At 69.9% G+C, this 24,608-nt stretch carries 24 protein-coding genes and 1 tRNA gene; 14 read left to right on the top strand and 11 right to left on the bottom strand.

Features of this window, described 5'->3' with window-relative positions; all coding sequences use genetic code 11:
* Positions 1-56: 56 nt before the first annotated feature.
* The 5 genes from acs to LGI35_RS24620 all read left to right on the top strand — a co-directional run bounded on the left by acs (position 57) and on the right by LGI35_RS24620 (position 5,563).
* Positions 57-2,057: an acetate--CoA ligase gene (gene acs, locus LGI35_RS24640; RefSeq protein ID WP_227296521.1), complete on the top strand. Its 2,001-nt coding sequence runs from the start codon at positions 57-59 to the stop codon at positions 2,055-2,057.
* A gap of 208 nt (positions 2,058-2,265) precedes the next feature.
* The gene (gene nhaA, locus LGI35_RS24635; protein ID WP_227296520.1) at positions 2,266-3,666 is read left to right on the top strand and encodes a Na+/H+ antiporter NhaA; all 1,401 of its coding nucleotides are present in this window, start codon (positions 2,266-2,268) and stop codon (positions 3,664-3,666) included.
* Between the two features lie 99 nt (positions 3,667-3,765).
* Complete coding sequence (locus LGI35_RS24630) at positions 3,766-4,275, top strand: phage holin family protein (protein WP_227296519.1); 510 nt, start codon at positions 3,766-3,768, stop codon at positions 4,273-4,275.
* Entirely contained in the window at positions 4,272-5,222 is a 951-nt protein-coding gene (locus LGI35_RS24625; protein WP_227296518.1) for an alpha/beta fold hydrolase, read from the top strand. The genes LGI35_RS24630 and LGI35_RS24625 overlap by 4 nt, the downstream gene beginning before the upstream one ends.
* Positions 5,223-5,374: 152 nt before the next feature.
* Positions 5,375-5,563: a hypothetical protein gene (locus LGI35_RS24620; protein ID WP_116511639.1), complete on the top strand. Its 189-nt coding sequence runs from the start codon at positions 5,375-5,377 to the stop codon at positions 5,561-5,563.
* Between the two features lie 36 nt (positions 5,564-5,599).
* On the opposite strand, the gene LGI35_RS24615 is transcribed toward LGI35_RS24620, so the two are convergent.
* From LGI35_RS24615 to nth, 3 genes are read right to left on the bottom strand one after another with little or no spacing between them, the layout of a single operon-like run.
* Positions 5,600-6,799 (bottom strand): MarP family serine protease, encoded by a 1,200-nt coding sequence (locus tag LGI35_RS24615; protein ID WP_227296517.1) that lies wholly within the window; start codon positions 6,797-6,799, stop codon positions 5,600-5,602.
* A gap of 13 nt (positions 6,800-6,812) precedes the next feature.
* Positions 6,813-7,529 carry an NUDIX hydrolase gene (locus LGI35_RS24610; protein WP_227296516.1) on the bottom strand — a complete coding sequence of 239 codons (717 nt, stop codon included), beginning with the start codon at positions 7,527-7,529 and terminating at the stop codon, positions 6,813-6,815.
* A 59-nt stretch (positions 7,530-7,588) separates the two neighbouring features.
* Positions 7,589-8,530: an endonuclease III gene (gene nth / locus LGI35_RS24605; protein WP_227296515.1), complete on the bottom strand. Its 942-nt coding sequence runs from the start codon at positions 8,528-8,530 to the stop codon at positions 7,589-7,591.
* Positions 8,531-8,977: 447 nt separating this feature from the next.
* Between nth and LGI35_RS24600 the strand changes: the two genes are divergently transcribed.
* From LGI35_RS24600 to LGI35_RS24590, 3 genes are all read left to right on the top strand, one after another.
* The gene (locus LGI35_RS24600; RefSeq protein ID WP_100596519.1) at positions 8,978-9,652 is read left to right on the top strand and encodes a Crp/Fnr family transcriptional regulator; all 675 of its coding nucleotides are present in this window, start codon (positions 8,978-8,980) and stop codon (positions 9,650-9,652) included.
* 106 nt (positions 9,653-9,758) lie between these two features.
* Positions 9,759-10,559: a nucleotidyltransferase domain-containing protein gene (locus tag LGI35_RS24595; protein WP_227296514.1), complete on the top strand. Its 801-nt coding sequence runs from the start codon at positions 9,759-9,761 to the stop codon at positions 10,557-10,559.
* 19 nt (positions 10,560-10,578) lie between these two features.
* The gene (locus LGI35_RS24590; protein ID WP_227296513.1) at positions 10,579-11,454 is read left to right on the top strand and encodes a sigma-70 family RNA polymerase sigma factor; all 876 of its coding nucleotides are present in this window, start codon (positions 10,579-10,581) and stop codon (positions 11,452-11,454) included.
* On the opposite strand, the gene LGI35_RS24585 is transcribed toward LGI35_RS24590, so the two are convergent.
* The 4 genes from LGI35_RS24585 to sp36 form a co-directional block, all read right to left on the bottom strand.
* A complete protein-coding gene (locus tag LGI35_RS24585; protein ID WP_227296512.1) occupies positions 11,451-12,281 on the bottom strand; it encodes an MBL fold metallo-hydrolase in 831 nt (276 codons plus the stop codon). The genes LGI35_RS24590 and LGI35_RS24585 overlap by 4 nt on opposite strands.
* Positions 12,278-13,153, bottom strand: a complete 876-nt coding sequence (locus LGI35_RS24580) for an NUDIX hydrolase (protein ID WP_227296511.1) — start codon at positions 13,151-13,153, stop codon at positions 12,278-12,280. Before LGI35_RS24580 ends, LGI35_RS24585 begins: the two co-directional genes overlap by 4 nt.
* 419 nt (positions 13,154-13,572) lie before the next feature.
* Entirely contained in the window at positions 13,573-14,043 is a 471-nt protein-coding gene (locus LGI35_RS24575) for a RidA family protein (protein ID WP_116511647.1), read from the bottom strand.
* Positions 14,040-14,198: a Sp36 family protein gene (gene sp36, locus LGI35_RS24570; protein ID WP_003967454.1), complete on the bottom strand. Its 159-nt coding sequence runs from the start codon at positions 14,196-14,198 to the stop codon at positions 14,040-14,042. Before sp36 ends, LGI35_RS24575 begins: the two co-directional genes overlap by 4 nt.
* Positions 14,199-14,279: 81 nt before the next feature.
* Between sp36 and bagA the strand changes: the two genes are divergently transcribed.
* Positions 14,280-15,257: an ATPase BagA gene (gene bagA / locus LGI35_RS24565; protein WP_227296510.1), complete on the top strand. Its 978-nt coding sequence runs from the start codon at positions 14,280-14,282 to the stop codon at positions 15,255-15,257.
* Positions 15,258-15,263: 6 nt separating this feature from the next.
* Complete coding sequence (bagB, locus tag LGI35_RS24560) at positions 15,264-16,667, top strand: ATPase BagB (RefSeq protein ID WP_227296509.1); 1,404 nt, start codon at positions 15,264-15,266, stop codon at positions 16,665-16,667.
* Between the two features lie 78 nt (positions 16,668-16,745).
* Here the strand turns inward: bagB and LGI35_RS24555 are convergent, their stop codons facing one another.
* The gene (locus tag LGI35_RS24555; protein ID WP_206302096.1) at positions 16,746-17,090 is read right to left on the bottom strand and encodes a WhiB family transcriptional regulator; all 345 of its coding nucleotides are present in this window, start codon (positions 17,088-17,090) and stop codon (positions 16,746-16,748) included.
* A gap of 428 nt (positions 17,091-17,518) precedes the next feature.
* Here LGI35_RS24555 and LGI35_RS24550 point away from each other — a divergent pair, with 428 nt between their 5' ends.
* Positions 17,519-19,738, top strand: coding sequence for a transglycosylase domain-containing protein (locus LGI35_RS24550; protein ID WP_227296508.1), 2,220 nt, complete (start codon positions 17,519-17,521; stop codon positions 19,736-19,738).
* 166 nt (positions 19,739-19,904) lie between these two features.
* Here the strand turns inward: LGI35_RS24550 and LGI35_RS24545 are convergent, their stop codons facing one another.
* On the bottom strand, positions 19,905-20,369 hold the full coding sequence (locus tag LGI35_RS24545; protein WP_116511657.1) for a GatB/YqeY domain-containing protein: 465 nt from the start codon (positions 20,367-20,369) through the stop codon (positions 19,905-19,907).
* Positions 20,370-20,445: 76 nt separating this feature from the next.
* Here LGI35_RS24545 and LGI35_RS24540 point away from each other — a divergent pair, with 76 nt between their 5' ends.
* The 3 genes from LGI35_RS24540 to LGI35_RS24525 all read left to right on the top strand — a co-directional run bounded on the left by LGI35_RS24540 (position 20,446) and on the right by LGI35_RS24525 (position 23,366).
* Positions 20,446-21,384 carry a metallophosphoesterase gene (locus tag LGI35_RS24540; RefSeq protein ID WP_227296507.1) on the top strand — a complete coding sequence of 313 codons (939 nt, stop codon included), beginning with the start codon at positions 20,446-20,448 and terminating at the stop codon, positions 21,382-21,384.
* Between the two features lie 91 nt (positions 21,385-21,475).
* Positions 21,476-21,549: transfer RNA gene (locus tag LGI35_RS24535), tRNA-Pro, on the top strand.
* A gap of 1,631 nt (positions 21,550-23,180) precedes the next feature.
* Entirely contained in the window at positions 23,181-23,366 is a 186-nt protein-coding gene (locus tag LGI35_RS24525) for a hypothetical protein (protein ID WP_227296506.1), read from the top strand.
* A gap of 43 nt (positions 23,367-23,409) precedes the next feature.
* On the opposite strand, the gene LGI35_RS24520 is transcribed toward LGI35_RS24525, so the two are convergent.
* Both LGI35_RS24520 and LGI35_RS24515 read right to left on the bottom strand, forming a co-directional pair.
* On the bottom strand, positions 23,410-23,976 hold the full coding sequence (locus tag LGI35_RS24520; protein WP_227296505.1) for a flavoprotein: 567 nt from the start codon (positions 23,974-23,976) through the stop codon (positions 23,410-23,412).
* Between the two features lie 99 nt (positions 23,977-24,075).
* On the bottom strand, positions 24,076-24,507 hold the full coding sequence (locus LGI35_RS24515; RefSeq protein ID WP_227296504.1) for a hypothetical protein: 432 nt from the start codon (positions 24,505-24,507) through the stop codon (positions 24,076-24,078).
* Positions 24,508-24,608 lie beyond the last annotated feature (101 nt).

Genomic DNA, 24,608 nt, shown 5'->3' with positions numbered 1-24,608 from the left:
GGTCTAAACCATTATTCGGACCCCCCTTGTCACCGAGGGGGGCCGTCTGATGAGCTGTGGTCTGGGACACAACGGACACCCTGGGAAAGGGAGATGTCGTGAGCAACGAAAGCCTGGCCAACCTTCTTAAGGAAGAGCGAAGGTTTGCGCCGCCGGCCGACCTGGCGGCCGCCGCCAACGTCACCGCGGAGGCGTACGAACAGGCCAAGGCTGACAGGCTCGGCTTCTGGGCCGAGCAGGCCCGTCGGCTGACCTGGGCCACCGAACCGACCGAGACCCTCGACTGGTCGAACCCGCCGTTCGCCAAGTGGTTCGCGGACGGGAGGCTGAACGTCGCGTACAACTGCGTCGACCGCCACGTCGAGGCCGGGAACGGCGACCGGGTCGCCATCCACTTCGAGGGTGAGCCGGGCGACAGCCGGGCCATCACCTACGCGGAGCTCAAGGACGAGGTCAGCCGCGCGGCCAACGCGCTGACCGAGCTGGGCGTGCAGAAGGGCGACCGCGTCGCCGTCTACCTGCCGATGATCCCCGAGGCCGTCGTCGCGATGCTGGCGTGCGCGCGCATCGGCGCCGCGCACTCGGTCGTCTTCGGCGGATTCTCGGCCGACGCCATCGCGGCCCGCATCCAGGACGCCGACGCCAAGGTCGTCATCACGGCCGACGGCGGCTACCGGCGCGGCAAGCCGTCCGCGCTCAAGCCCGCCGTCGACGACGCGGTCAGCCGCGTCGACGGGGTCGAGAAGGTCCTCGTCGTCCAGCGCACCAAGCAGGACGTCGCCTGGACCGAGGGCCGCGACGTGTGGTGGCACGAGATCACACAGAAGCAGTCGGCGGAGCACACGCCCGAGGCGTTCGACGCCGAGCAGCCGCTGTTCATCCTCTACACGTCCGGCACGACGGGTAAGCCCAAGGGCATCCTGCACACCTCCGGCGGCTACCTGACGCAGGCCTCGTACACCCACCACGCGGTGTTCGACCTCAAGCCGGAGACCGACGTCTACTGGTGCACGGCCGACATCGGCTGGGTCACCGGGCACTCGTACATCACCTACGGCCCGCTCTCGAACGGCGCGACGCAGGTCATCTACGAGGGCACCCCGGACACCCCGCACCAGGGCCGCTTCTGGGAGATCGTGCAGAAGTACGGGGTGACGATCCTGTACACGGCGCCGACGGCGATCCGCACGTTCATGAAGTGGGGGGACGACATCCCCGCCAAGTTCGACCTGAGCAGTCTGCGGGTCCTCGGTTCGGTCGGTGAGCCGATCAACCCCGAGGCCTGGATGTGGTACCGGAAGAACATCGGCGCCGACAAGTGCCCCATCGTGGACACCTGGTGGCAGACCGAGACCGGCGCGATGATGATCTCGCCGCTGCCCGGCGTCACCGAGACCAAGCCGGGCTCCGCCCAGCGCGCCCTGCCCGGCATCTCGGCGACGGTCGTGGACGACGAGGCGCGGGAAGTCCCCGACGGGGGCGGCGGCTACCTCGTCCTGACCGAGCCGTGGCCGTCGATGCTCCGCACCATCTGGGGTGACGACCAGCGGTTCATCGACACGTACTGGTCCCGCTTCGAGGGCAAGTACTTCGCCGGTGACGGTGCCAAGAAGGACGAGGACGGCGACATCTGGCTGCTCGGCCGGGTGGACGACGTGATGCTGGTCTCCGGCCACAACATCTCGACCACCGAGGTCGAGTCGGCGCTCGTCTCGCACCCCTCGGTCGCAGAGGCGGCGGTCGTGGGCGCGGCCGACGAGACGACGGGTCAGGCCATCGTGGCCTTCGTGATCCTGCGCGGTACGGCGTCCGCCGACGACGAGGGTCTCGTCGCCGACCTGCGCAACCACGTGGGCGCGACACTCGGCCCGATCGCCAAGCCGAAGCGGGTCCTGCCCGTGGCCGAGCTGCCCAAGACCCGCTCCGGGAAGATCATGCGGCGCCTGCTGCGTGACGTCGCGGAGAACAGGGAGCTGGGCGACGTCACGACCCTGACGGACTCGTCCGTCATGGACCTCATCCAGACCAAGCTCCCGGCCGCGTCGAGCGAGGACTGACCGCACCGCACACCACGCATTGGGCACCCGGCACCGAACGCGCCGGGTGCCCGTTTCGTGCGTAAAGTGACGATCGCCAGCTACGGCCCGCGTGCACCCGGTAGGGTGAACCCTCAACTGGTGTGCCGGGAAGTCTGGTCGGCAACGCCGTCGGCGACCCCTCGTCGGCGCGTTCGCGAGAGCCGAACCCGACCGGAGGTCTTCACCCGTGGCCGCGCCCGCCCCCAGCAAGAACACCCGTAAGGCGCTCGGCCGCCTCTCCCTTCCCGAGCGTACGTTCGTGGCGGACGCCCTGCGTGCCGAGACCGTCGGCGGAGTCCTGCTCCTCGTCGCCGCGATCGCCGCCCTCATCTGGGCGAACACCCTCAGCGGCAGCTACGAGTCCGTGAGCGACTTCCACATCGGCCCCTCCGCGCTCGGCCTCGACCTGTCCATCGAGCACTGGGCCGCCGACGGACTGCTCGCCGTGTTCTTCTTCGTCGCCGGTATCGAGCTCAAGCGCGAACTCGTCGCGGGTGACCTGCGCGATCCCAAGGCGGCCGTACTGCCCGTCGTCGCCGCGCTCTGCGGCATGTCGGTCCCCGCCCTCGTCTATTTCCTCGTCAACATCACGGGCGGCGGCTCGCTCGACGGCTGGGCCGTGCCGACCGCCACCGACATCGCGTTCGCGCTGGCCGTACTCGCCGTCATCGGCACCTCATTGCCGTCCTCGCTGCGCGCGTTCCTGCTCACGCTCGCCGTCGTCGACGACCTCTTCGCGATCCTGATCATCGCGATCTTCTTCACCAGCGACATCAACTTCGCGGCGCTCGCGGGCGCCGTCGTCGGCCTCGGCGTCTTCTGGCTGCTCCTGCGCAAGGGCGTGCGCGGCTGGTACGTCTACGTGCCGCTCGCCCTCGTCATCTGGGGCCTGATGTACAACAGCGGCATCCACGCCACCATCGCCGGTGTCGCCATGGGGCTCATGCTGCGCTGCACCCGGCGGGACGGCGAGGAGCACTCGCCCGGCGAGCACATCGAGCACTTGGTGCGCCCGTTCTCGGCGGGGCTCGCCGTGCCGCTGTTCGCCCTGTTCAGCGCGGGCGTGGCGGTGTCGGGCAGCGCCCTGACCGATGTATTCACCAGGCCCGAGACCCTCGGTGTGGTGCTCGGGCTCGTCGTCGGCAAGGCGGTCGGCATCTTCGGCGGGACCTGGCTCACGGCCCGCTTCACCAGAGCCTCGCTCTCCGAGGAACTGGCCTGGCCCGACGTGTTCGCGGTCGCGTCCCTCGCCGGCATCGGCTTCACCGTCTCGCTCCTCATCGGCGAACTCGCCTTCACCGAGGACCCGCTGCTGACCGACGAGATCAAGGCCGCCGTCCTGATGGGCTCCCTCATCGCGGCCGTCCTGTCGAGCGTCCTGCTCAAGATCCGGAACGCCAAGTACCGCGCGATGTGCGCAGACGAGGAGCGCGACGACGACCTCGACGGCATCCCCGACATCTACGAGGAGGACAAGCCGGAGTACCACTTGCGGATGGCGGAGATCTACGAGAAGAAGGCCGCCGAACACCGCAGGCTTGCCGAAGTGGCGGGCGGGGCAAGCGACGGGAGCAGTCGTCCGGCATGATCTGACAGCGGGTCCGCTCACGAGCGCGGGCCCGCGGCACATGCCACGCCCGATACACAGCCCGCTTCACAAGCCCGCGAAGAGACGAGGGAGTACGCGATGAGCGCACCCGACGGCACACCGGTCGGCGCCGAGCGCAGCATCGGCCAGCTGGTCGCCACGGCCACGACCGAGATGTCCGCGCTGGTGCACGACGAGATCGCCCTGGCGAAGGCCCAGCTCAAGCAGGACGTGAAGCGCGGCGCGATCAGCGGCGGTGCGCTGTCGGCGGCCGGCCTGGTCCTGCTCTTCTCGCTGCCGATGCTGAGCTTCGCGCTCGCCTACGGGATCCAGGCATGGACGGGCGGGCACAACGGCGACGGCGGCTGGAACCTCGGCTGGTGCTTCCTGCTGTCCTTCGCGGCGAACGTGCTCGTGGCCGGACTGCTCGCCCTGATCGGCGTCGCCTTCGCGAAGAAGGCCAAGAAGGCCAAGGGCCCGCAGAAGGTCGCCGCCTCGGTCAAGGAGACGGCAGGCGTACTGGGGAACGCCAAACCGCACCCCCGTCAGGTGGCCCCGGCGAACCGAGTCGGTGACACGGTCGAGGCTGTGGCACGCTCGTCTTCATGACGGACCCCGCCACCCCTTCGGCCCAGCCCGCCTCGGTCGTACGCATCGACGTCCCGGGCGGCGGCGAGCTGACCCACCGGGACGTCGCCGCCAACGGCGCGCGCTTCCACATCGCCGAGATGGGCGACGGACCACTGGTCCTGCTCCTGCACGGCTTCCCCCAGTTCTGGTGGACGTGGCGACACCAGATGGTGGCACTCGCCGACGCCGGGTTCCGGGCCGTGGCCATGGACCTGCGCGGCGTCGGCGGCAGCGACCGCACCCCCCGCGGCTACGACCCGGCGAACCTCGCCCTCGACATCACGGGCGTCGTACGGTCCCTCGGCGAGCCCGACGCGGCACTCGTGGGGCACGACCTGGGCGGCTATCTCGCGTGGACCGCGGCCGTCATGCGGCCCAAGCTGGTGCGCCGGCTCGTGGTCTCCTCGATGCCGCACCCCCGGCGCTGGCGCTCGGCGATGCTGTCCGACCTCAAACAGACCGCCGCGGGCTCGTACGTCTGGGGCTTCCAGCGGCCGTGGGTGCCGGAGCGTCAGCTCGTCGCGGACGACGGCGCCTTGGTCGGTCGGCTGATCCGGGACTGGTCCGGGCCGCGCCTCCCCGACGACGAGGTCGTGGACGTCTACCGGCGCGCCATGTGCATCCCGTCCACGGCGCACTGCTCGGTCGAGCCGTACCGCTGGATGGTGCGGTCGATGGCCCGCCCGGACGGCATCCAGTTCAACCGGCGCATGAAGCGTCCGGTGCGAGTGCCGACGCTGCATCTGCACGGCTCGCTCGACCCCGTGATGCGTACGCGCAGCGCGGCGGGCTCCGGCGAGTACGTCGAAGCGCCTTACCGCTGGCGGCTGTTCGACGGTCTGGGGCACTTCCCGCACGAGGAGGACCCGGTCGCGTTCTCCAACGAACTGGTCAGCTGGCTGAAGGACCCCGAGCCCGACCGGTGACGGCCTGCACAGCCGCCCTCACACGATCGGGTGACGTGTTCGAGCCATGTCCGGGAACAACTGTCCTTCGAACTGCCAATTGCCTGGCGCATAGGCCAATTGGGGGGCGTGCGCGCGATTACCGACCTTGGGGCACGGGCACACGTCGGGGTATGGGCTGGACGCACGACTACAGTGACGCAGCACGCAACCGCCGCTCAGCCACGGTGCTGAGCCGTCATCCGGGGGGTGGCCCGCAGGAATCGGGCCATGACCAAACCCCTCCGGGGATCAACATTCCCCGCATCCTGCGCCGCCGGGCCCGCTGGGTCTCGGCCCGGCTGCGGCACACGCGCGACTGACGCCTCACCGGCCGCGCCCGCACCGCCTCCAGAACCTCACAGGGCGCAGCTGTCGCTGTCCACCTGCTGGTTGGCCGTGCGGCCGCGGGCGATGTCCGGACTGATCTCGTCGCGGGTGAGCGCGTACCCGGTCTGGGCGCTGTCGAGTGACTTCGCGAAGACCACGCCGTACACCTTGCCTTCGGGCGTGAGCAGCGGGCCGCCGGAGTTGCCCTGGCGGACGGTCGCGTAGAGCGAGTACACATCGCGTCGCACGGTGCCGCGGTGGTAGATGTCCGGGCCGTTGGCCGTGATGCGGCCGCGCACGCGCGCGGGGCGGACGTCGTACGCGCCGTTCTCCGGGAAGCCGGCGACGATCGCGCTGTCGCCGCGCTCGGCGTCCGTGGACGTGAACTGGAGCGGGGGCGCCTTCAGCGTCGGCACGTCGAGCACGGCGATGTCGCGCTTCCAGTCGTAGAGGACGACCTTCGCCGCATACATCCGGCCCTCGCCGCCGATCTGCACGTTCGGCTCGTCCACGCCGCCGACCACGTGCGCGTTCGTCATGACGCGGCGGTCGGCGAAGACGAAGCCGGAACCTTCGAGGACCTTGCCGCAACTGGGGGCCTGGCCCGTCACCTTGACGATGGAGCGCTTTGCCGTCCGCACGACCGAACTGTTCGCCAGCCTCGGGTCGGGGGGCTGGACCTCGGTGATCGGCTCGTTCGAGAACGGGCTGAAGACCTGCGGGAAGCCGTTCTGCGCGAGCGCCGAGGAGAAGTCCGCGAACCAGGAGTTCGCCTGCGTGGGCAGGGCTCTGGACACGCCGAGCAGGACCTTGGAGTTGCGCACTTCCTTGCCGAGCGTGGGCAGCGTCGTGCCGGCCAGGGCCGAGCCGATGAGCCAGGCGACCAGGAGCATCGCCACCACGTTCACCACGGCGCCGCCCGTGGCGTCCAGGGCTCGGGCCGGGGACCAGGTGATGTACCGGCGCAACTTGTTCCCCAGGTGCGTGGTGAACGCCTGTCCCACGGAGGCGCAGACGATGACCACGATGACGGCGACGACGGCCGCCGTCGTACTCACCTTGGCCCCGTCCGTCACCGCGCTCCAGATGGCGGGCAGGACGTAGACCGCGACGAGGCCGCCTCCCAGGAAGCCGATCACCGACAGGATGCCGACGACGAAGCCCTGGCGGTAGCCCACGATCGCGAACCACACGGCGGCTACGAGCAGCAGGATGTCCAGCACATTCACGTGGGCCACCCTGTCATGAGCGCCAGTCGAGTGGGACCTGCTTACTGCGGTCCCAGGGGCGCTCCCATCCCGCGTAGTGCAGGATCCGGTCGATCACTCCGGCCGTAAAGCCCCAGACCAGAGCCGATTCGACGAGGAACGCCGGGCCCTGGTGGCCTCTCGGGTGGACCGCCGTCGCACGATGGCGCGGATCCGTGAGATCCGCCACGGGCACCGTGAAGACGCGGGCCGTCTCCGCCGGGTCGACCGCCTGCACCGGCGTCGGGGTGCGCCACCAGGCGAGGACCGGCGTCACCACGAAGCTGCTCACCGGGATGTACAGCCTCGGCAGGACGCCGAAGAGCTGGACGCCGCGCGGATCGAGCCCGGTCTCCTCCTCCGCCTCGCGCAGGGCGGCGCGCAGCGGCCCGTCCGTACGCGGATCGCCGTCCTCCGGGTCGAGGGCGCCGCCCGGGAAGGACGGCTGGCCCGCGTGCGAGCGCAGCGAGGTGGCCCGCTCCATGAGCAGCAGCTCGGGGCCGCGCTCGCCCTCCCCGAAGAGGATCAGGACGGCGGACTGCCGCCCGGCGCCGCTCTCGGGCGGCAGGAAGCGGCTCATCTGGAGCGGCTCGACCGTGTCCGCGGCCTTCACGACCGGGTCGAGCCACTCGGGCAGCCCCTCCCGGCTCAGCCGCACCGGCTCGTCCTTCGTGACGCGCTCCTCGTGCGCCTCACTGTGTGCATGTGTCATAGGCACCCCCGTCCAACTGAACACAACGCCTGCGTCCCCGCCGTTCGTTCCGCGATGCGTCACTCCCCCGTGGCGGGCGGCGCGGTGGCACCGAGCGGGGGCGCCGGGACACCGCCGGCGTCCAGGTACGACTGCGGGGGCTTCAGGCGCTGGCCGGGGAAGCCGCCCTTCTCGTACTTCAGGAGCTTCTTGGCCTTCTCCGGGTCGGTCTCGCCCTCCCCGTAGGCCGGGCAGAGCGGGGCGATCGGACAGGCGCCGCAGGCGGGCTTGCGGGCGTGGCAGATCCGGCGGCCGTGGAAGATCACGCGGTGCGAGAGCATCGTCCAGTCGCTCTTCGGGAAGAGCTCGCCGACAGCCTTCTCGACCTTGTCCGGATCGGTCTCCTCCGTCCACTTCCAGCGCCGCACGAGCCGCCCGAAGTGCGTGTCCACGGTGATCCCGGGCCGCCCGAAGGCGTTGCCCATCACGACGAAGGCGGTCTTGCGGCCGACGCCGGGCAGCTTGACGAGGTCTTCGAGACGCCCCGGGACCTCGCCCCCGAACTCGTCCCGCAGGGCCACCGCGAGCCCCATGATCGATTTCGTCTTGGCGCGGAAGAACCCGGTGGGCCTGATCAGCTCCTCGACGTCCTCGGGGTTCGCGGCCGCGAGGTCCTCCGGGGTCGGGTACTTGGCGAAGAGGGCGGGCGTCGTCTGATTGACCCGCAGGTCGGTGGTCTGGGCGGACAGCACCGTGGCGACGAGGAGCTGGAAGGGGTTCTCGAAGTCCAGCTCGGGGTGGGCGTACGGATACACCTCGGCGAGCTCACGGTTGATACGCCGGGCACGCCGGACGAGGGCGGTACGGGACTCGGGCTTGGCGGCAGCCTTCTTCACGGACTTGGCCGGCTTCGCGGCAGCGGCCTTCGTCACGGACTTGGCGGGCTTCGCGGCAGCGGCCTTCGTCACCGGCTCGGCTGCGACGGCCTTCTTCACGGGCTTGGCGGCGACAGCCTTCTTCACCGGCTTCGCGGCACCGGTCTTCTTCGCGGCAGCACGCTTCCCTCCGGAACCCGCGGCACCACCGGCACCCCCGGTACCACCAGCCCCCTTCCCCGCAGAGGCCGCGGCACCACCGGCACCCCGCGCCCCTTTTACCCCTTTTGCCGCTTTCTCGGGCGCGGCCGAGGCCTGTTCGCCCACAGCGGAATTACGTCCTGCGGTCACCGTCCCAGCCCCCTTGGCCTGTGCTCTCACCGGCGTTTTGGACACTCGGCCAGCCTAAAGGCAGCCGCTGACATCCGCCGTGGACCCCGCGGATCAGTCCTCGATTGGCCCCCTCCCCCACAGCTTGTGACCCCGGTGCGGCAGACTTGTGCCTGAGTGACTGATCACACCGTTTGGACCGTCCGGCAAAATGGGGAGCGGGAACACGGTCCCCGGATGCAGGTCGACATAGGAGAGAAACTCGTGGACGACGTTCTGCGGCGCGCCCCGCTTTTCGCGGCGCTCGATGATGAGCAGGCCGCGGAGCTCCGCGCCTCCATGAGTGAGGTGACCCTCGCGCGCGGCGACGCCCTCTTCCACGAGGGCGACCCCGGAGACCGCCTGTACGTGGTCACCGAGGGCAAGGTGAAGCTCCACCGCACCTCCCCCGACGGACGCGAGAACATGCTCGCGGTGCTCGGCCCCGGCGAGCTGATCGGCGAGCTCTCGCTGTTCGACCCGGGCCCGCGCACGGCGACCGCCTCCGCGCTCACCGAGGTCAAGCTCCTCGGCCTCGGCCACGGCGACCTCCTGCCCTGGCTGAACGCGCGCCCCGAGGTGGCCTCCGCGCTGCTGCGCGCCGTCGCCCGGCGCCTGCGCAAGACCAACGACCAGATGTCCGACCTGGTCTTCTCGGACGTGCCGGGCCGCGTGGCCCGCGCGCTCCTGGACCTCTCCCGCCGCTTCGGCGTGCAGTCGGAGGAGGGCATCCACGTCGTGCACGACCTGACGCAGGAGGAGCTGGCCCAGCTGGTCGGCGCCTCCCGCGAGACGGTGAACAAGGCGCTCGCGGACTTCGCGGGCCGCGGCTGGCTCCGCCTGGAGGCCCGCGCCGTGATCCTGCTCGACGTGGAGCGCCTCGCGAAGCGCTCGCGCTGACACCTTCGTACACCGGGTCCCGTCTCCCTCCGGGGAGGCGGGATCACCCGTTCACCGCCGCGGAAAATGCCGGGACTACGTCCGCCCGACCCGGCACAGTGGACCCATGGCGACCACCACCCGCGGTCTCGACGTCAGCGGATTCATCGAGCGCGAAGGCTCTCTGAGCCGGATCCAGCCGGACTTCCGCCCCGTGGTGTCCGCGGCGCGCGACAGTCTGCTCGCCGCCTTCGGGCCGCGGATGACGAGCGCGTATCTCTACGGCTCCGTGCCGCGCGGCACGGCCCGCCCCGGCCGCAGCGACCTCGACCTCCTCCTCGCACTGCGCGACGAGCCGACGGACGAGGACAGGGCGGAAGCCAAGGCCCTGGCCGACGTGCTGGACAAGGACTTCGCCCAGATCGACGGCGTGGGCCTGATCATCCTCAGCCGGTCCCAGGTCCTCAGCGACCTCGAACGGCACGACCTCGGCTGGTTCGTGGCCTGCCTCTGCACGCCGCTGCTGGGCGAGGACCTGGCCGAGTACCTGCCGCGCTACCGCCCCGACTCCCTCCTGGCCCGGGAGACCAACGGCGACCTGCGCCTGTTCCTGGCGCGCTGGCGCGAACGCATCGCGCGAGGCGACGACCCCCGCACCCTGGACCGCCTGATCTCCCGTCACCTCGTCCGCACCGGATTCACGCTCGTGATGCCCCGCTGGAACGGCTGGACCAGCGATCTGACGCAGATGGCCGAGGCGTTCGGCACGTACTACCCGCAGCGGGCGGACGCGATGCGACAGGCGGCGCAGGCCGCGTACGAACCGATGGGCGCACCGCACACCCTCAGGGCTTACACCGAGGACCTGGGACCGTGGCTGGCGGCAGAATACGAAGCCGTGCACGGAGTGAAGGCCCCCCGCCCATGACCCGGGAAGCAGGACACCGATGAGCTCAGCGTCGACGGACACCCTGGCCGAGCGGTTCGAGGAGTCACGGGGTCACCTGCGTGCCGTGGCCTACCGGATGCTCGGTTCGCTCAGCGAGGCGGAGGACGCCGTACAGGAGACGTGGCTGCGGCTTCAGCGGTCCGACACCTCGGCCGTCGAGAACCTGGGCGGCTGGCTCACCACCGTCACCGGCCGGATCTGCCTGGACCTGCTGCGCTCGCGCAAGGCGAGGGGCGAAGAGCCCCTGGAGACGCACGTGCCCGACCCCTTGGTCACGAGCCCGGACGCCCCGGATCCCGAACAACAGGCACTCCAGGCCGACTCGGTGGGCCTGGCGCTGCTCGTGGTCCTGGACTCGCTGGCGCCGGTGGAGCGGCTGGCGTTCGTGCTGCACGACCTGTTCGCGGTGCCGTTCGACGACATCGCGCCGATCGTGGAGCGCACACCGGCGGCGACCCGGCAGCTGGCGAGCCGCGCGCGCCGCCGCGTCCAGGGAGCGCCGCCGCCTGAGACGGATCCCGTACGGCAGCGCGAGATCGTGGAGGCGTTCCTCTCGGCGGCCCGCGAAGGCGACTTCGAACGCCTGGTCGCGGTCCTGGACCCGGACGTACTGCTCCGGGCGGACGCCGGCGCGACGGGGCTGTCGCGCCTGGTCCGAGGCGCTCACACGGTGGCGTCCGGCGCGATCACGTTCCAGCACATGGCACCGCACGTACGCATCGTGCTGGTGAACGGCTCGATCGGCCTGCTCGCCCTGCCGGAGGGCCGCCCGGCATCGCTGATGTCGTTCACGATCACCGGCGGCAGAGTCACCGAACTGAACATCCTCTCGGACGAGGACCGTCTGAAGACCCTGATCCGGGCGGACCTCTAGATCAGCCCGTGCTCCTTCAAGTAGTCGAGCTGGGCCAGAACGGACAACTCGGCGGCAGGCCACAGAGACCGGTCCACGGCCGCGTACACATGGGCGACGATCTCTGACGCCGAGGCATAACCGCTCTCGACGGCGGTCTCGACCTGGGCGAGCCGGTTGGCGCGGTGGGCGAGGTAGTACTCGACGGCGCCCTGGGCGTCCTCGAGTACGGGCCCGTGCCCCGGCAGCACGGTGTCGACCCCGTCGTCGACGGTGAGGGACCGCAGCCGCCGCAGCGAGTCGAGATAGTCCCCGAGCCGCCCGTCGGGATGGGCGACGACGGTGGTCCCGCGCCCGAGCACGGTGTCTCCGGTCAGCACGGCCCGATCGGCGGGCAGATGGAAGCAGAGCGAATCGGCGGTATGCCCAGGAGCCGCGACAACACGCAACTCCAGCCCGCCGACCGTCACCACGTCCCCACCCGCCAACCCCTCGTCCCCGAGCCGCAGATCAGGATCGAGGGCCCGCACGTCGGTCCGGGTCAGCTCGGCGAACCGGCCGGCACCCTCCGCGTGATCGGGATGCCCATGGGTGAGAAGGGTCAGGGCGACGCGCTTGCCGGCGGCCTCGGCGACCGCGACCACATGCTCCAGATGCACGTCGTCGAGCGGCCCGGGATCGATCACGACGGCAAGCTCGGAATCAGGCTCGGAAACGATCCACGTATTGGTCCCGTCCAGGGTCATCGCCGAGGCGTTCGGAGCCAGCACGTTGACCGCGCGCGCGGTGGCGGGCCCCGACAGCACCCCGCCGCGGGGCTGTCCGGGAAGGGCTGCGGCTTCGGTCATGCGGAGGCTCCCCCGGACGCGGTCGGAATGTGCTTGGTGAACTCATCATGACCGGGCCAGGACAGAACAATCTCCCCAGCCTCGAGCCGGGCCTGGGCGAGCACAGGGGAGAGATCCTGCGCCGCAGCACCCGCGAGGGCCCCCTCGGCGCTGTCGAAACCGGCCAGCGCCCGCAGCGTCGCGATCGTGGGCGGCATCATCATGAGCTCGCCCTTGTCGTACCCCTCGGCAGCCTGCTCGGGCCGGATCCACACGGTCCGATCAGCTTCGGTGGAGGCGTTACGGGTGCGCTGTCCCTCAGGCAGGGCGGCGACGAAGAACCAGGTGTCGTACCGCCGGGGCTCGAACTCGGGCGTGATCCACCGCGCCCAGGCCCCCAGCAGATCGGACCGCAGAACCAGCCCGCGCCGCCCGAGGAACTCCCCGAACGACAACTCCCGCCGGACGAGCGCCTCCCGGTCGTCCTCCCAGGACTCCCCGGTCGTATCCCCCACCACGGACGCCGCATCGGGCCCGGCGAGGAGCACGCCCGCCTCCTCGTACGTCTCCCGCACGGCGGCACACACGATCGCCTGCGCCGCCTTCTCGTCCACGCCGAGCCGCGCCGCCCAGGCCGCGCGCGAGGGCCCGCCCCACCGCACGACCGACTCGTCGTCACGGGGATCCACACCTCCGCCCGGATACGCGTACGCGCCCCCGGCGAAAGCCATGGAGGCGCGTCGACGCAGCATATGCACTTCGGGACCGGCGACCGCGTCCCGCAGAAGCATGACGGTCGCGGCCCGCCGCGGCACGGCGGCCGCCAGCTCACCCGCCGCGAGCGCACGAATCCGCTCGGGCCACTCCGGGGGATACCACTGCCCATTCGCCATGGCCGGAGGCTATCCGCTACCAAGCGGATGTTCGAGAGCCACAGACGATCAAGTACGACAGAGCCCCAAGAACCACCCACGGCCCCGCACCCGCACACCAGCGAGCCGCCCCGGCAGATCACCCACCGCCCGGCAGCCGCGTACGAAACGAGAGGGGCCGTGGCGGGATGTGCGCGCGGAGCCACCAGCACCACATGCGGGCAATCGGCTGGGCAACGTAACGCCATAGAACAGCGAGCACGTACATCCCGGCGCGGCCCCGCCCCCAACTGGACGGAGCGCACCGGAAGAGACCCGGACCTGCCCAGGACCTCACCCGACCCCAACCTCGGCCGAACCAGAAACCCGGAACCAGGAACCAGGAACCAGGAACCAGGAAAACCGAACCACGAACCACGCCCCTCAGCGGAGCATTCCGCTCAAGCCGAAACGAGCTCGACCTGAACCTCGACCTCAACAGGCGCGTCCAGCGGCAGAACGGCCACACCCACGGCGGACCGAGCGTGCACACCCTTGTCGCCGAGGACCTCGGCGAAGAGCTCACTGGCCCCGTTCACCACACCCGGCTGCCCGGTGAAGTCGGGCGCGGAGGCGACAAACCCGACGACCTTCACCACCCGGGCGACCCGATCGAGATCGCCGGCAACGGACTTCACCGCGGCGAGCGCGTTCAGCGCACACGTACGGGCCAGCTCCTTGGCCTGCTCGGCGGTGACCTCGGCCCCCACCTTCCCGGTGACCGGAAGCTTCCCGTCCACCATCGGCAGCTGACCGGCCGTGTACACGTACACACCGGACTGCACGGCCGGCTGGTAAGAGGCGAGCGGCGGCACGACCTCGGGCAGGGTCAGCCCGAGTTCGGCGAGGCGCGCGTCGACGACCCCGCTCATGCCTTCTCCCGCTTCAGGTAGGCCACGAGCTGCTCGGGGTTGTTCGGCCCGGGCACGACCTGGACGAGCTCCCAGCCGTCCTCGCCCCAGGTGTCCAGAATCTGCTTGGTCGCGTGCACGAGAAGGGGCACGGTCGCGTATTCCCACTTGGTCATACGGCCGACTGTAGCCGCTGGACCGGCGATGACCGACAGCCTCCTGCGTAGCCCGCGTGCGGACTGGTTAGGCTCGAAGACGTGAGCAGGCTCCAGGTCGTCAGCGGCAAGGGCGGTACCGGAAAGACCACGGTCGCCGCCGCACTGGCGCTCGCCCTCGCGACCGAGGGCAAGCGCACTCTCCTGGTGGAGGTGGAAGGACGCCAGGGCATCGCACAGCTCTTCGAGACCGAAGCGCTGCCGTACGAGGAACGGAAGATCGCGGTAGCCCCGGGGGGCGGCGAGGTGTTCGCACTCGCCATCGACCCAGAGCTGGCGCTGCTGGACTACCTCCAGATGTTCTACAAGCTGGGCGGCGCGGGCAGGGCGCTCAAGAAGCTGGGCGCGATCGACTTCGCGACGACGGTGGCGCCGGGCCTGAGGGACGTACTCCTGACGGGCAAGGCCTGCGAGGCTGTGCGCCGCAAGACGAAACAGAACAAATACACCTACGACTACGTGGTGATGGACGCCCCGCCGACGGGCCGCATCACCCGGTTCCTGAACGTGAACGACGAGGTCGCGGGCCTGGCCAAGATCGGACCGATACACAACCAGGCGCAGGCGGTCATGCGGGTCCTCAAGTCGCCGGAGACAGCGGTGCACTTGGTGACGCTGCTGGAGGAGATGCCTGTCCAGGAGACGTCGGACGGCATCGCGGAGCTGCAGGCCGCGAACCTCCCCGTGGGCCGGCTCATCGTGAACATGGTGCGCCCGGCAGTCCTCGACGAGGCCGAACTGGCGCTGGCGCAGGGCGGCGTGCCCCGGACGGCCATCGCCAAGTCCCTGTCCGCGGCGGGCCTGGGCGGCGCCCGCAGAGGCGGCGGCGCCGAACGCCTGGTGACCCCGCTCCTCGACCAGGCTGCGGAGTACGCGGAACGGCACGAGCTGGAACACAGCCAGCGCGCGGTGCTGGCCGATTCGGGCCTGCCCCTGCACGAACTGCCGCTGCTGACCGAGGGGATGGACCTGGCGGGCCTGTACCGGCTGGCCACGGAACTGCGGAAGCAAGGGATCTAGAGACACATGACGTCGTCCCTGAGCCTGAACGCGACAGACACCCACGTACTCGACGTGGACCCACTCATCGACGACCCCAGGACGCGCATCGTGGTGTGCTGCGGCTCGGGCGGCGTCGGCAAGACGACGACGGCGGCGGCGCTCGGCCTGCGCGCCGCGGAGCGCGGCCGCAAGGTGGTCGTGCTGACGATCGACCCGGCCCGCAGGCTGGCCCAGTCGATGGGCATCGACTCGCTGGACAACACCCCGCGCCGTGTGAAGGGCATCGACGACACGGCGGGCGGTGAACTGCACGCGATGATGCTCGACATGAAGCGGACGTTCGACGAGATCGTCGAGGCGCACGCGGACGGCCAGCGGGCCGAGGCGATTCTGGGCAACCCCTTCTACCAGTCGCTCTCGGCGGGCTTCGCGGGCACGCAGGAGTACATGGCGATGGAGAAGCTGGGCCAGCTGCGGGCCCAGGACGAGTGGGACCTGATCGTCGTCGACACGCCTCCGTCCCGCTCGGCGCTCGACTTCCTGGACGCGCCGAAACGTCTCGGCTCGTTCCTGGACGGCAAGCTGATCCGGGTCCTGATGGCGCCGGCGAAGGTCGGCGGCCGGGCCGGCATGAAGTTCCTGAACGTCGGGATGTCGATGATGACGGGCGCGCTCGGGAAACTGTTGGGTGGCCAACTCCTGCGCGACGTACAGACATTCGTGGCGGCGATGGACACGATGTTCGGCGGCTTCCGCACGCGCGCCGACGCGACGTACAAGCTGCTCCAGGCCCCCGGTACGGCGTTCCTGGTGGTCGCTGCTCCGGAGCGGGACGCGCTGCGCGAGGCGGCGTACTTCGTGGAGCGCCTCGCCGCGGAGGACATGCCGCTGGCCGGGCTGGTGCTGAACAGGGTGCACGGCAGCGGTGCCGCGCAGCTGTCGGCCGAGCGTGCGCTCGCCGCCGCAGAAAATCTTGACGAGCGCGGCATTGTGGATCAGGGGGGCGGGAATGTAGAGCTGCGTACCTCTCCCGAAGCAGGCTCCCCCGCCCCAGCAAGGGACACGCCCGACGAGCATGCCCAGACGCCGGACAAAACCCCACATAGCGTACCCGCTACGACACCCGCGCCCAACTCGCCGGCCACCAGCACGCCTGCCGGCGCGACCACGGACGACGCACCCGCAGACCACGCGACCACGGATCGCACGGCCACGGACCAACTCACGGCAGGGCTACTGCGATTGCACGCGGAGCGCATGCAGCTGCTGGCACGCGAGCAGCGCACACGCGACCGCTTCGCGGCGCTCCACCCGGAGGTGGCGGTCACCGAAGTCGGCGCCCTGCCCGGCGATGTGCACGACCTGGCAGGCCTCAGAAGCATCGGGGACCGGCTCGCGGCCGGTGCGGACCCGGCCGGAGCTGCGTGAGCCGTACGGACGTCTTCCGAGGCGCGGGCCACCACACGGCTCGCACCCCTCGGACGCCATCGAGGGAGCTCGGCCCCCTCACCCCACGGCGGCGTACCTCTCGTACGTCTCGTCGTCGTCGATGTCCACGGGCAGCAGGCCCGCACCGCGCTCGTACTCCGTACGAGCCGTCTCGAGCAGCCGGCGCCACGAGGTGACGGTGGGACGCCTGCGCAGAAGCGCGCGGCGTTCCCGCTCAGTCATGCCACCCCACACGCCGAACTCGACGCGGTTGTCCAGCGCGTCGGCCAGGCACTCGGTCCGCACCGGGCATCCGGTGCACACCGCCTTCGCCCGGTTCTGCGCTGCTCCTTGAACGAACAGTTCATCTGGATCGGTAGTGCGGCAGGCCGCCTGCGCACTCCAGTCGGTTACCCAGCCCATACCGGCGCCGTCCTCTCCCGAATCGAGGCTCCCCCACGGCGGCAGCGGCATATTCACCGCCGCCAGTTGAGGACGTTACGGAAGGTGGGCACAGCGCAACACCCCCTTCGGGCCCAATCTTGAATGGCCCGAACGGACTATGCGTAAGCGGCAGATCACCCGACGGAGTGAGCCGAGGGCATGCGCGACAAACCCGGCAAACCGGGGTGTTTCAGTTGAGTCACAGCGGACACCGGGTGACACTCAAGGCGGTTTCGGACACGCCCCCACCGGCCACGGAAGGACCGCGGCGGAGTGGTGAGATGACTACCGGAACGATTCGGGTTCGCCGGACGTCTTGATACGTGACCGCACTGCTGTGACAGTTGAGTGCAGCTTAGGCCAAGGCATATACGCCTGTCCGGAGAATCAGAACGTAGGCTGCCCTCATGGGAAAGAAGCGCTCGGGCGGTGGACTGTCACCGACTCAGCAGGCCGCCAAGTTCCTTGGTGTCAGTGTCCTAGCGGGAGCCGTCCTCGCCGGAATCGCGCTGCCCGCAGCGGGTGCGCTCGGCCTCGCGGCGAAGGGCTCGGTCGAGGGATTCGACGAGATCCCGGCCAACCTCAAGCAGCCGCCGCTCAGTCAGCGCACCACGATCTTGGACAACAAGGGCGGCGCGATCGCGACGGTCTACTCGCGCGACCGCACAGTGGTGCCCCTCAAGGACATCTCGCCGTACATGCAGAAGGCGCTCGTCGCGATCGAGGACTCGCGCTTCTACGAGCACGGCGCCATCGACCTGAAGGGCATCCTGCGCGCGATCAACGAGAACGCGCAGAGCGGCGGTGTCGCGCAGGGCGCGTCCACGCTCACCCAGCAGTACGTGAAGAACGTCTTCATGGAGGAGGCCGGCGACGACCCGACGAAGCTCGCCCAGGCCACCCAGCAGACGATCGGCCGCAAAATCCGCGAACTGAAGTACGCGATCCAGCTCGAGGACAAACTCGGCAAGAAGCGCATCCTCGCCAACTACCTGAACATCACGTACTTCGGTGAGCAGGCGTACGGCGTCGAGGCGGCCTCGCAGCGCTACTTCTCCAAGCCGGCGAAGGACCTGACGATGGAGGAGTCGGCGATGCTGGCCGGCATCGTCCAGTCCCCGAGCCGCTACGACCCCGTCAACGACGAGGCGGAGGCCATCAAGCGACGGAACGTCGTGCTCCAGCGGATGGCCGAGACGCACGACATCTCCCAGGACGACGCGGACCGCGCCAAGGAGAAGCCGCTCGGCCTGAAGATCAGCAGGCCGCAGAACGGCTGCATCACGGCGGTCAAGGGCGCGGGCTTCTTCTGCGACTACGTGCGCGAGGTGTTCCTCACCGACCCCGTCTTCGGCAAGACGAAGGAAGCACGGGCGAAGCTCTGGAACCGCGGCGGCCTGAGGGTGCAGACCACTCTCGACCCGCAGACGCAGGAATCGGTGCAGGAGTCGATCAAGGACCACGTCTACCAGACGGACAAGGTCGCGACGGCGGCCACGTTCGTCGAGCCGGGCACCGGCAAGATCCTCGGCATGGGCCAGTCGAAGCCGTACGGCTTCGGCAAGAACGAGACGCAGATCAACTACTCGGTCGACCGCAAGATGAGCGGGTCGAACTTCGGCTTCCCGACGGGTTCGACGTTCAAGCCGTTCCTCGCCGCGGCCGCCCTGGAGCAGGGCACCCCGGTGACGAAGTCGTATCCGGCGCCGTACCGGATGCCGTATCCGAAGTCGGTCCAGACGTGCAGCGGCAAGCCGTGGGTGAACAACGGCGGCTTCACCGTGGAGAACGAGAACGAGTCCGAGTACGGTCCGTACGCGCTGAAGGAGGCGATGGCCAAGTCCATCAACACCTACTTCGTGCAGATGATCGGCGACACCGGCATGTGCCCCGTGATGGACATGGCCGACAACCTGGGCGTCGTCCAGGGCAACGGCGACAAGCTCCCCGAGGTCCCGGCCATCGCCCTCGGCTCCAAGGGCATCTCGCCACTGACCATGGCGAGCGCGTACGCCGCCTTCGCCAACCGCGGCACGTACTGCACGCCGGTCGCCATCGAGTCGATCACGGCCCCCGGCGACAAGTCGCTGCCGGTGCCGAAGTCGTCGTGCTCGCGCGCGATGACCACGAAGACCGCCGACAGCATCAACACCCTGCTGAGCGGCGTGATCGACTCCGGTACGGGCCAGGAGGCCGGTCTGACCGACCGGGACAACGCGGGCAAGACCGGTACGACCGACAGCCGTAAGAACGCCTGGTTCGTGGGGTACACGCCGAACCTGTCCGGCGCGGTCTGGGTCGGCAGCGCCCTGCAGGACGTCAAGATGGAGAACATCACCATCGGCGGCCAGTACCAGCCGAAGGTCTTCGGCGGCCAGGTCCCCGGACCGATCTGGAGGGACGCCATGGTCGGCGCCCTCTCCGGCAAGCCGTCCCCCGGCTTCAACCTGATCGACATCCCCGACCCCGACAAGGACCGGGACAGGGACCGGGACAGGGACCAGGACGAGGGCCCGGACGGGGGCGACGGAAGCCCGGGCAGCAAGGGCAAGAGCCCTTGGCCCGGCATCACCCTCCCGCCGGGCGTCATCGGCGGCGGCAACGGGCACGGAGGCGGACGCCGCTGAGTCGAACGCGGCCGAGGCGGACGCGCCTTGGGCAGTGACGGTACGCGGATGGGGCGCCCCCTTTGTCGGGGGCGCCCCATCCGCGTATGTGTGGTGAGGGCGGGGACGGGGGCGAGACGCCTGGCTCAGGCCCGGCTCTCCCTCCCGCCCCGCAGGGCCGGCCCGCTCAGCCGGCGAGCAGCTGCTTCACGACGGCGGCCACGCGGCCGCCCTCCGCCAGGCCCGCGACCTTCGGGTTCACGATCTTCATGACCTGGCCCATGGCGCGCGGCCCCTCGGCGCCGGCCGCCTTGGCCTCCTCGACCGCCTGGGCGACGATCTGGTGCAGCTCGTCGTCGGAGAGCTGCTTGGGCAGGTACTCGGCGAGCACCACACCCTCCGCCTTCTCCCGCTCGGCCTGCTCGGTGCGGCCGCCCTGCGCGAACGCCTCGGCGGCCTCGCGGCGCTTCTTCGCCTCGCGGGTGATCACCTTCTGCACCTCGTCGTCGGAGAGCTCGCGCGCCGTCTTGCCCGCGACCTCCTCCTTCGTGATGGCGGAGAGGGTGAGCCGGAGCGTCGAGGAGCGCAGCTCGTCACGCCCCCGGATCGCGGCGGTGAGGTCTTCCTGCAGCTTCGACTTGAGCGTGGTCATGCAGCGATTGTCGCAGGTACGCATTGCCCTACGCCCCTTGATTTCCGGGACCTGCCGGGTCTGACACGATGGGCGTATGCGCGCGCGATACGGGATTCCCCTGAAAGTGACAGCAGGCATCACGGCGGCGGGCGCCGCCGGACTGATCTACGCGGCGGGGTTCGAAGCCCGTTCGTTCCGCCTCCGACGGGTCACGGTCCCGGTGCTCCCCGCGGGGATGCGCCCACTGCGCGTCCTCCAGGTGTCCGACATCCACATGGTCGGCGGACAGCGCAAGAAGCAGCGCTGGCTGCGCTCCCTGGCCGGCCTGCGCCCCGACTTCGTGATCAACACGGGCGACAACCTGTCCGACCCGGAGGGCGTGCCGGAGGTCCTGGACGCGCTGGGCCCGCTGATGGAGTTCCCGGGGGCGTACGTCTTCGGCTCGAACGACTACTACGGCCCCCGGCTCAAGAACCCGGCCCGCTATCTCTTCGAGAAGGCCCGCGGCGCCCACGGCCTCAACGGCAACGCCCCTGCGGTCGGCGTCGTCCACAACCCGTGGGAAGACCTGCGCGACGGCTTCGACGGGGCGGGCTGGCTGAACCTCACCAATACGCGGGGCGCCCTCAAGATCGAGGGCATGGAGATCGGGTTCACGGGCCTGGACGACCCGCACATCAAGCGCGACCGGTACGCGCACGTGGCGGGCGGCCCGGACTCGGGCGCCGACTTCTCGATGGGCATCGTGCACGCGCCGTATCTGCGGGCCCTGGACGCGTTCACCGCAGACGGCTACCCGCTGGTACTGGCGGGGCACACCCACGGCGGCCAGCTCTGCATCCCCTTCTACGGGGCGCTGGTCACCAACTGTGACCTGGACACGGACCGCGTGAAGGGCCTGTCGACCCACGAGGCCGAAGGCCACCGCTCCTACCTGCACGTCTCAGCCGGCTGCGGCGCCAACCGGTACACCCCGGTCCGCTTCGCCTGCCCCCCGGAGGCGACCCTCCTGACCCTGACCCCCAGGCCCTGAGAAAACCGGATTTCGTCTACGGCCGCCGGTCCGCTAAAGTAATCGATGTCGCCACGACCTGCGGAACCGCAGGGAAGTGGAGCAACGACATCGGGGTGTAGCGCAGCTTGGCAGCGCGCTTCGTTCGGGACGAAGAGGTCGTGGGTTCAAATCCCGCCACCCCGACGCTGGTCAGAGGCCGCATACGAATTCTCGTATGCGGCCTCTGTCGTGCCTGGAGGCCGAAGAGGGGGCCGAAGCACGCGGATCTGGTCCGGTAGGCAGCGTTGCTCAGCTCTCCTGCCGGCCGTGGCTCAGGGCATAGCAGGTCTAGCGGGAGCAGCGGCCGAGGGCCCGATCGGGCGTTGTCGGCATCCTGGGAGCCGCCCGATTGACCGGAAGAGATCAGTAACGGGGCCCACACGAGCACCGGCGTCGCCAGCCCGTTCGCGGCGGCCATGGGAAAACACTCGACGCGCAGGTCCACTCCCGTCACATCCTCGTCCTTTACACTTTCGCCGTCACATAGCGTGAGGAATGATGTGAGAAGCGTGATTGAAGCGCTGCGTAGCCCGCGGCGCCCCCTCGTGCTCGGCGCGGTGGTGACCGTCGCGCTCGCCGCACAGTCAGCTCTGCTCGTCGCCCAACAACTACAGATCGACGACCTGCGGATGCAGCCCGTCGACGTCCAGGCGAACGTTGAACCTGGCCCTTCAGGGCCGTCCGGTCCCCCCGGCCCCACCGGTCCCGGTGGCCCTATCGGGCCGCCAGGCAAGGACGGTACGAACGGGAAGGACGGCAAGGACGGCACGAACGGAAAGGACGGCACGAGCGGGAAGGACGGGAAGGACGCTGTCGCTCCGCCGGCTGCGAGTTAGCCCCTCCCCCCGCACCGGTCGGCTCCTCCGGCATGCACTTGAGGGGATGCCGCCCGCGCGCGGCGCCGGACGGTGCGGTCGAAGTTGTGGACAGCGCCCGGAAGAGGTGCAGCGCCGCCGAGAGTGCCGGACGCACAGGTGGCACGCCACAGGATCGTCAACCGGCCGTCCGTTGAGGGCCGTTCCCGGTCCGTCACATGCAAAGCGGTTGTGGCCTGAAAGCAGACGCCGAAGCAGGTGAACAAGGTTGCGCGCACGCGCCTGCGCTGCGCCCGTGACGTGCTTCAGCCCTTCCCCGCAGCGATCGGCGGAAGCGAGCTGTCCGGTCGTCCCGGGAAGGACGTCCGACATAGAGGTCTGCCTCTGCCGCGCCCTTGCCCTTTGCCCCTTGTCATCGCATGACGTGAGGAATGATGTGGGAAGTATGAAAGAGGCGTGGTCCAGCCCGCAACGCCGCCTTGCACTCGGCGCAGCGCTGACCATCATGCTCGTCGCGCAAACAGTTGTGATCGTCGCCCACCAGCAGCAGCTCGACGTACTCCAGGCACGGCGCATCGCCCTCCAGGGCAACAGCATCCGGCAGGGTCTGCCCGGCCCGCCCGGCCCCTCCGGCCCCTCCGGCCCGGCCGGACCTACCGGCCCGACAGGCGTGCCGGGATGGAACGGGCACAACGGCCGTCACGGCGAACCGGGACGCGACGGAAGGACAGGAAGGCACGGCAGGAACGGGCGGGTCATCTACATCAAGCCGTGCCGCCCTGCAGCCGCCTGCACCCGCTGCCCTTCAAAGCTGTCCCCCGTCACTGCGCGTCCCTTCCATCAGCCGCCCAGGCCAGCCCGAGGCCCGCGAGCTGCTGGAGTCTGCCGCCGGTGAGTCGGTGAGATCGCCCCGCCGGTCGTGGTGTTCGCCAGCCACACTCCGAGCCTGACCTCGGTCCCGTGTTCGCTGTTCCCGGCCACCTGCACTTCGTGGTGCAGCCCGCGTGCCGATCCGACATGACCAGGTACAACGCCTATGGGCCTGTACTGCAGTTGGCCATGTCCGAGGCCGATCGGGTGCCGAGCGAGGGAGCCGTCGAAGAGGTGTGTACTCGTCTGCGGGCCGAGCTCGGCGCCTCCGGGTGAAGTAGTTCGCGGTCCCGATCCCTCCGTCGCGTGGCCGCGCCGGTCACCGCCCGGCGGGCCGTCTGGGGGTGAGCAGTTCCAGGGCTTCCTCCCAGCGGAAGAGGGTGGCCTGTCCGTCGGCCTTCGGCCGGTGAGGTTCGTGCGTGCCGATCAGGATGCCCATGTCGCGCAAACGGTCCAGGCTCTGGCGGTACGCGGGGTGGGCGGCCTGGGCGGCGTTGAGGTACGGCAGGACCGCGGTGGGGATGCCGAAGCCGTATGCCTCGCACAGAATGCCCAACGCCAGGGTGTCGGAGATGCCGGCCGCCCATTTGTTGATCGTGTTGAAGGTGGCCGGCGCGACCGCGATCGCGTCGGCGGGCGGCAGCGGGCGCGGGTCACCGGGTGCGCGCCAGGCCGAACGTATGGGGTAGCCGGTCCGGGTCTCCACCGCCTCGGCGTCTATGAAGCCGAGGCCCTGCGGGGTGGCGACGACGCCCACGTCCCAGTCCGCCTCCTGGGCCGCCGTGATCAGCTTGCCGACCTCGCCCGCGATGCTGGAGGCGCAGACGACGACGTACAGGAAAGGGTTCTTGGGCTGCTGGGCCGGCCGGGTTGCATGGTCACTCACTCGGGGTCTCCCGTTCGCAGCTGAAGCGGTGCCGTTCGGGCAGCGTACGGGGGTGGGCTCGGCGGCCTGGGCCATCGCCCCACCGCTTCCCCTCGACCTTCAGCACACCGACCAGCGGCGACCGCCCGGCCGCCCCCGGCCATGTCCCGTCAGCGCGGCGATCACCGCGGAGAGCGCCGAGGTCACGACCAGGCTCCCCATCATGACGAGGCACACGCCGATCATGAAGAGGCCGCTCGCGTCGTCCGACCAGTCCACATAGGCGGCCACCGTGAGACCGGCCGTCGTGCCGATCACCGCGGCTGCGGTGTAGCGCCGGGAGGCCGCCCAGTACACCGCCGGCAGCAGGGTGAGTACGAGTCCGATCACCTGCCACGCCTCGTACGGGCCGGTCGTCGACCCGTCGGGGTGCACGTCACGCTGCTGGTCCCAGCCCAGCCAGCCGGCCCATGCCGCCACTGCCACCCCGGCCAGGGCGATGGTCGCCAGCAGGTGGGACGTTCGCTTCGGCAGTCGCTCATTCGTGTTCATGGGCCCAGGGTTCCGACTCGCTCCATGACCGGCCAGAGTGCTCGTACTCAGCTGTGACCGAGTACAGACCGAGTACGACCGGCAGCCGCCCATCCCCCCAT

The organism is Streptomyces longhuiensis (genome assembly GCF_020616555.1).
Taxonomy (GTDB): domain Bacteria; phylum Actinomycetota; class Actinomycetes; order Streptomycetales; family Streptomycetaceae; genus Streptomyces; species Streptomyces longhuiensis.
This window is presented reverse-complemented; position numbering and strand designations above follow the sequence as displayed.

What these genes read in the sequence shown, in the direction of transcription:
- LGI35_RS24580 (WP_227296511.1), bottom strand. Translation starts at nt 13,153, where the DNA reads ATGGCGAATGGGCAGTGGTATCCCCCGGAGTGGCCCGAGCGGATTCGT.
- LGI35_RS24620 (WP_116511639.1), top strand. Translation starts at nt 5,375, where the DNA reads ATGGGCTGGACGCACGACTACAGTGACGCAGCACGCAACCGCCGCTCA.
- bagB (WP_227296509.1), top strand. Translation starts at nt 15,264, where the DNA reads ATGACGTCGTCCCTGAGCCTGAACGCGACAGACACCCACGTACTCGAC.
- LGI35_RS24540 (WP_227296507.1), top strand. Translation starts at nt 20,446, where the DNA reads ATGCGCGCGCGATACGGGATTCCCCTGAAAGTGACAGCAGGCATCACG.
- sp36 (WP_003967454.1), bottom strand. Translation starts at nt 14,198, where the DNA reads ATGACCAAGTGGGAATACGCGACCGTGCCCCTTCTCGTGCACGCGACC.
- LGI35_RS24555 (WP_206302096.1), bottom strand. Translation starts at nt 17,090, where the DNA reads ATGGGCTGGGTAACCGACTGGAGTGCGCAGGCGGCCTGCCGCACTACC.
- LGI35_RS24575 (WP_116511647.1), bottom strand. Translation starts at nt 14,043, where the DNA reads ATGAGCGGGGTCGTCGACGCGCGCCTCGCCGAACTCGGGCTGACCCTG.
- LGI35_RS24610 (WP_227296516.1), bottom strand. Translation starts at nt 7,529, where the DNA reads ATGACACATGCACACAGTGAGGCGCACGAGGAGCGCGTCACGAAGGAC.
- LGI35_RS24585 (WP_227296512.1), bottom strand. Translation starts at nt 12,281, where the DNA reads ATGACCGAAGCCGCAGCCCTTCCCGGACAGCCCCGCGGCGGGGTGCTG.
- LGI35_RS24595 (WP_227296514.1), top strand. Translation starts at nt 9,759, where the DNA reads ATGGCGACCACCACCCGCGGTCTCGACGTCAGCGGATTCATCGAGCGC.
- LGI35_RS24515 (WP_227296504.1), bottom strand. Translation starts at nt 24,507, where the DNA reads ATGAACACGAATGAGCGACTGCCGAAGCGAACGTCCCACCTGCTGGCG.
- LGI35_RS24550 (WP_227296508.1), top strand. Translation starts at nt 17,519, where the DNA reads ATGGGAAAGAAGCGCTCGGGCGGTGGACTGTCACCGACTCAGCAGGCC.
- LGI35_RS24545 (WP_116511657.1), bottom strand. Translation starts at nt 20,369, where the DNA reads ATGACCACGCTCAAGTCGAAGCTGCAGGAAGACCTCACCGCCGCGATC.
- LGI35_RS24590 (WP_227296513.1), top strand. Translation starts at nt 10,579, where the DNA reads ATGAGCTCAGCGTCGACGGACACCCTGGCCGAGCGGTTCGAGGAGTCA.
- LGI35_RS24625 (WP_227296518.1), top strand. Translation starts at nt 4,272, where the DNA reads ATGACGGACCCCGCCACCCCTTCGGCCCAGCCCGCCTCGGTCGTACGC.
- LGI35_RS24630 (WP_227296519.1), top strand. Translation starts at nt 3,766, where the DNA reads ATGAGCGCACCCGACGGCACACCGGTCGGCGCCGAGCGCAGCATCGGC.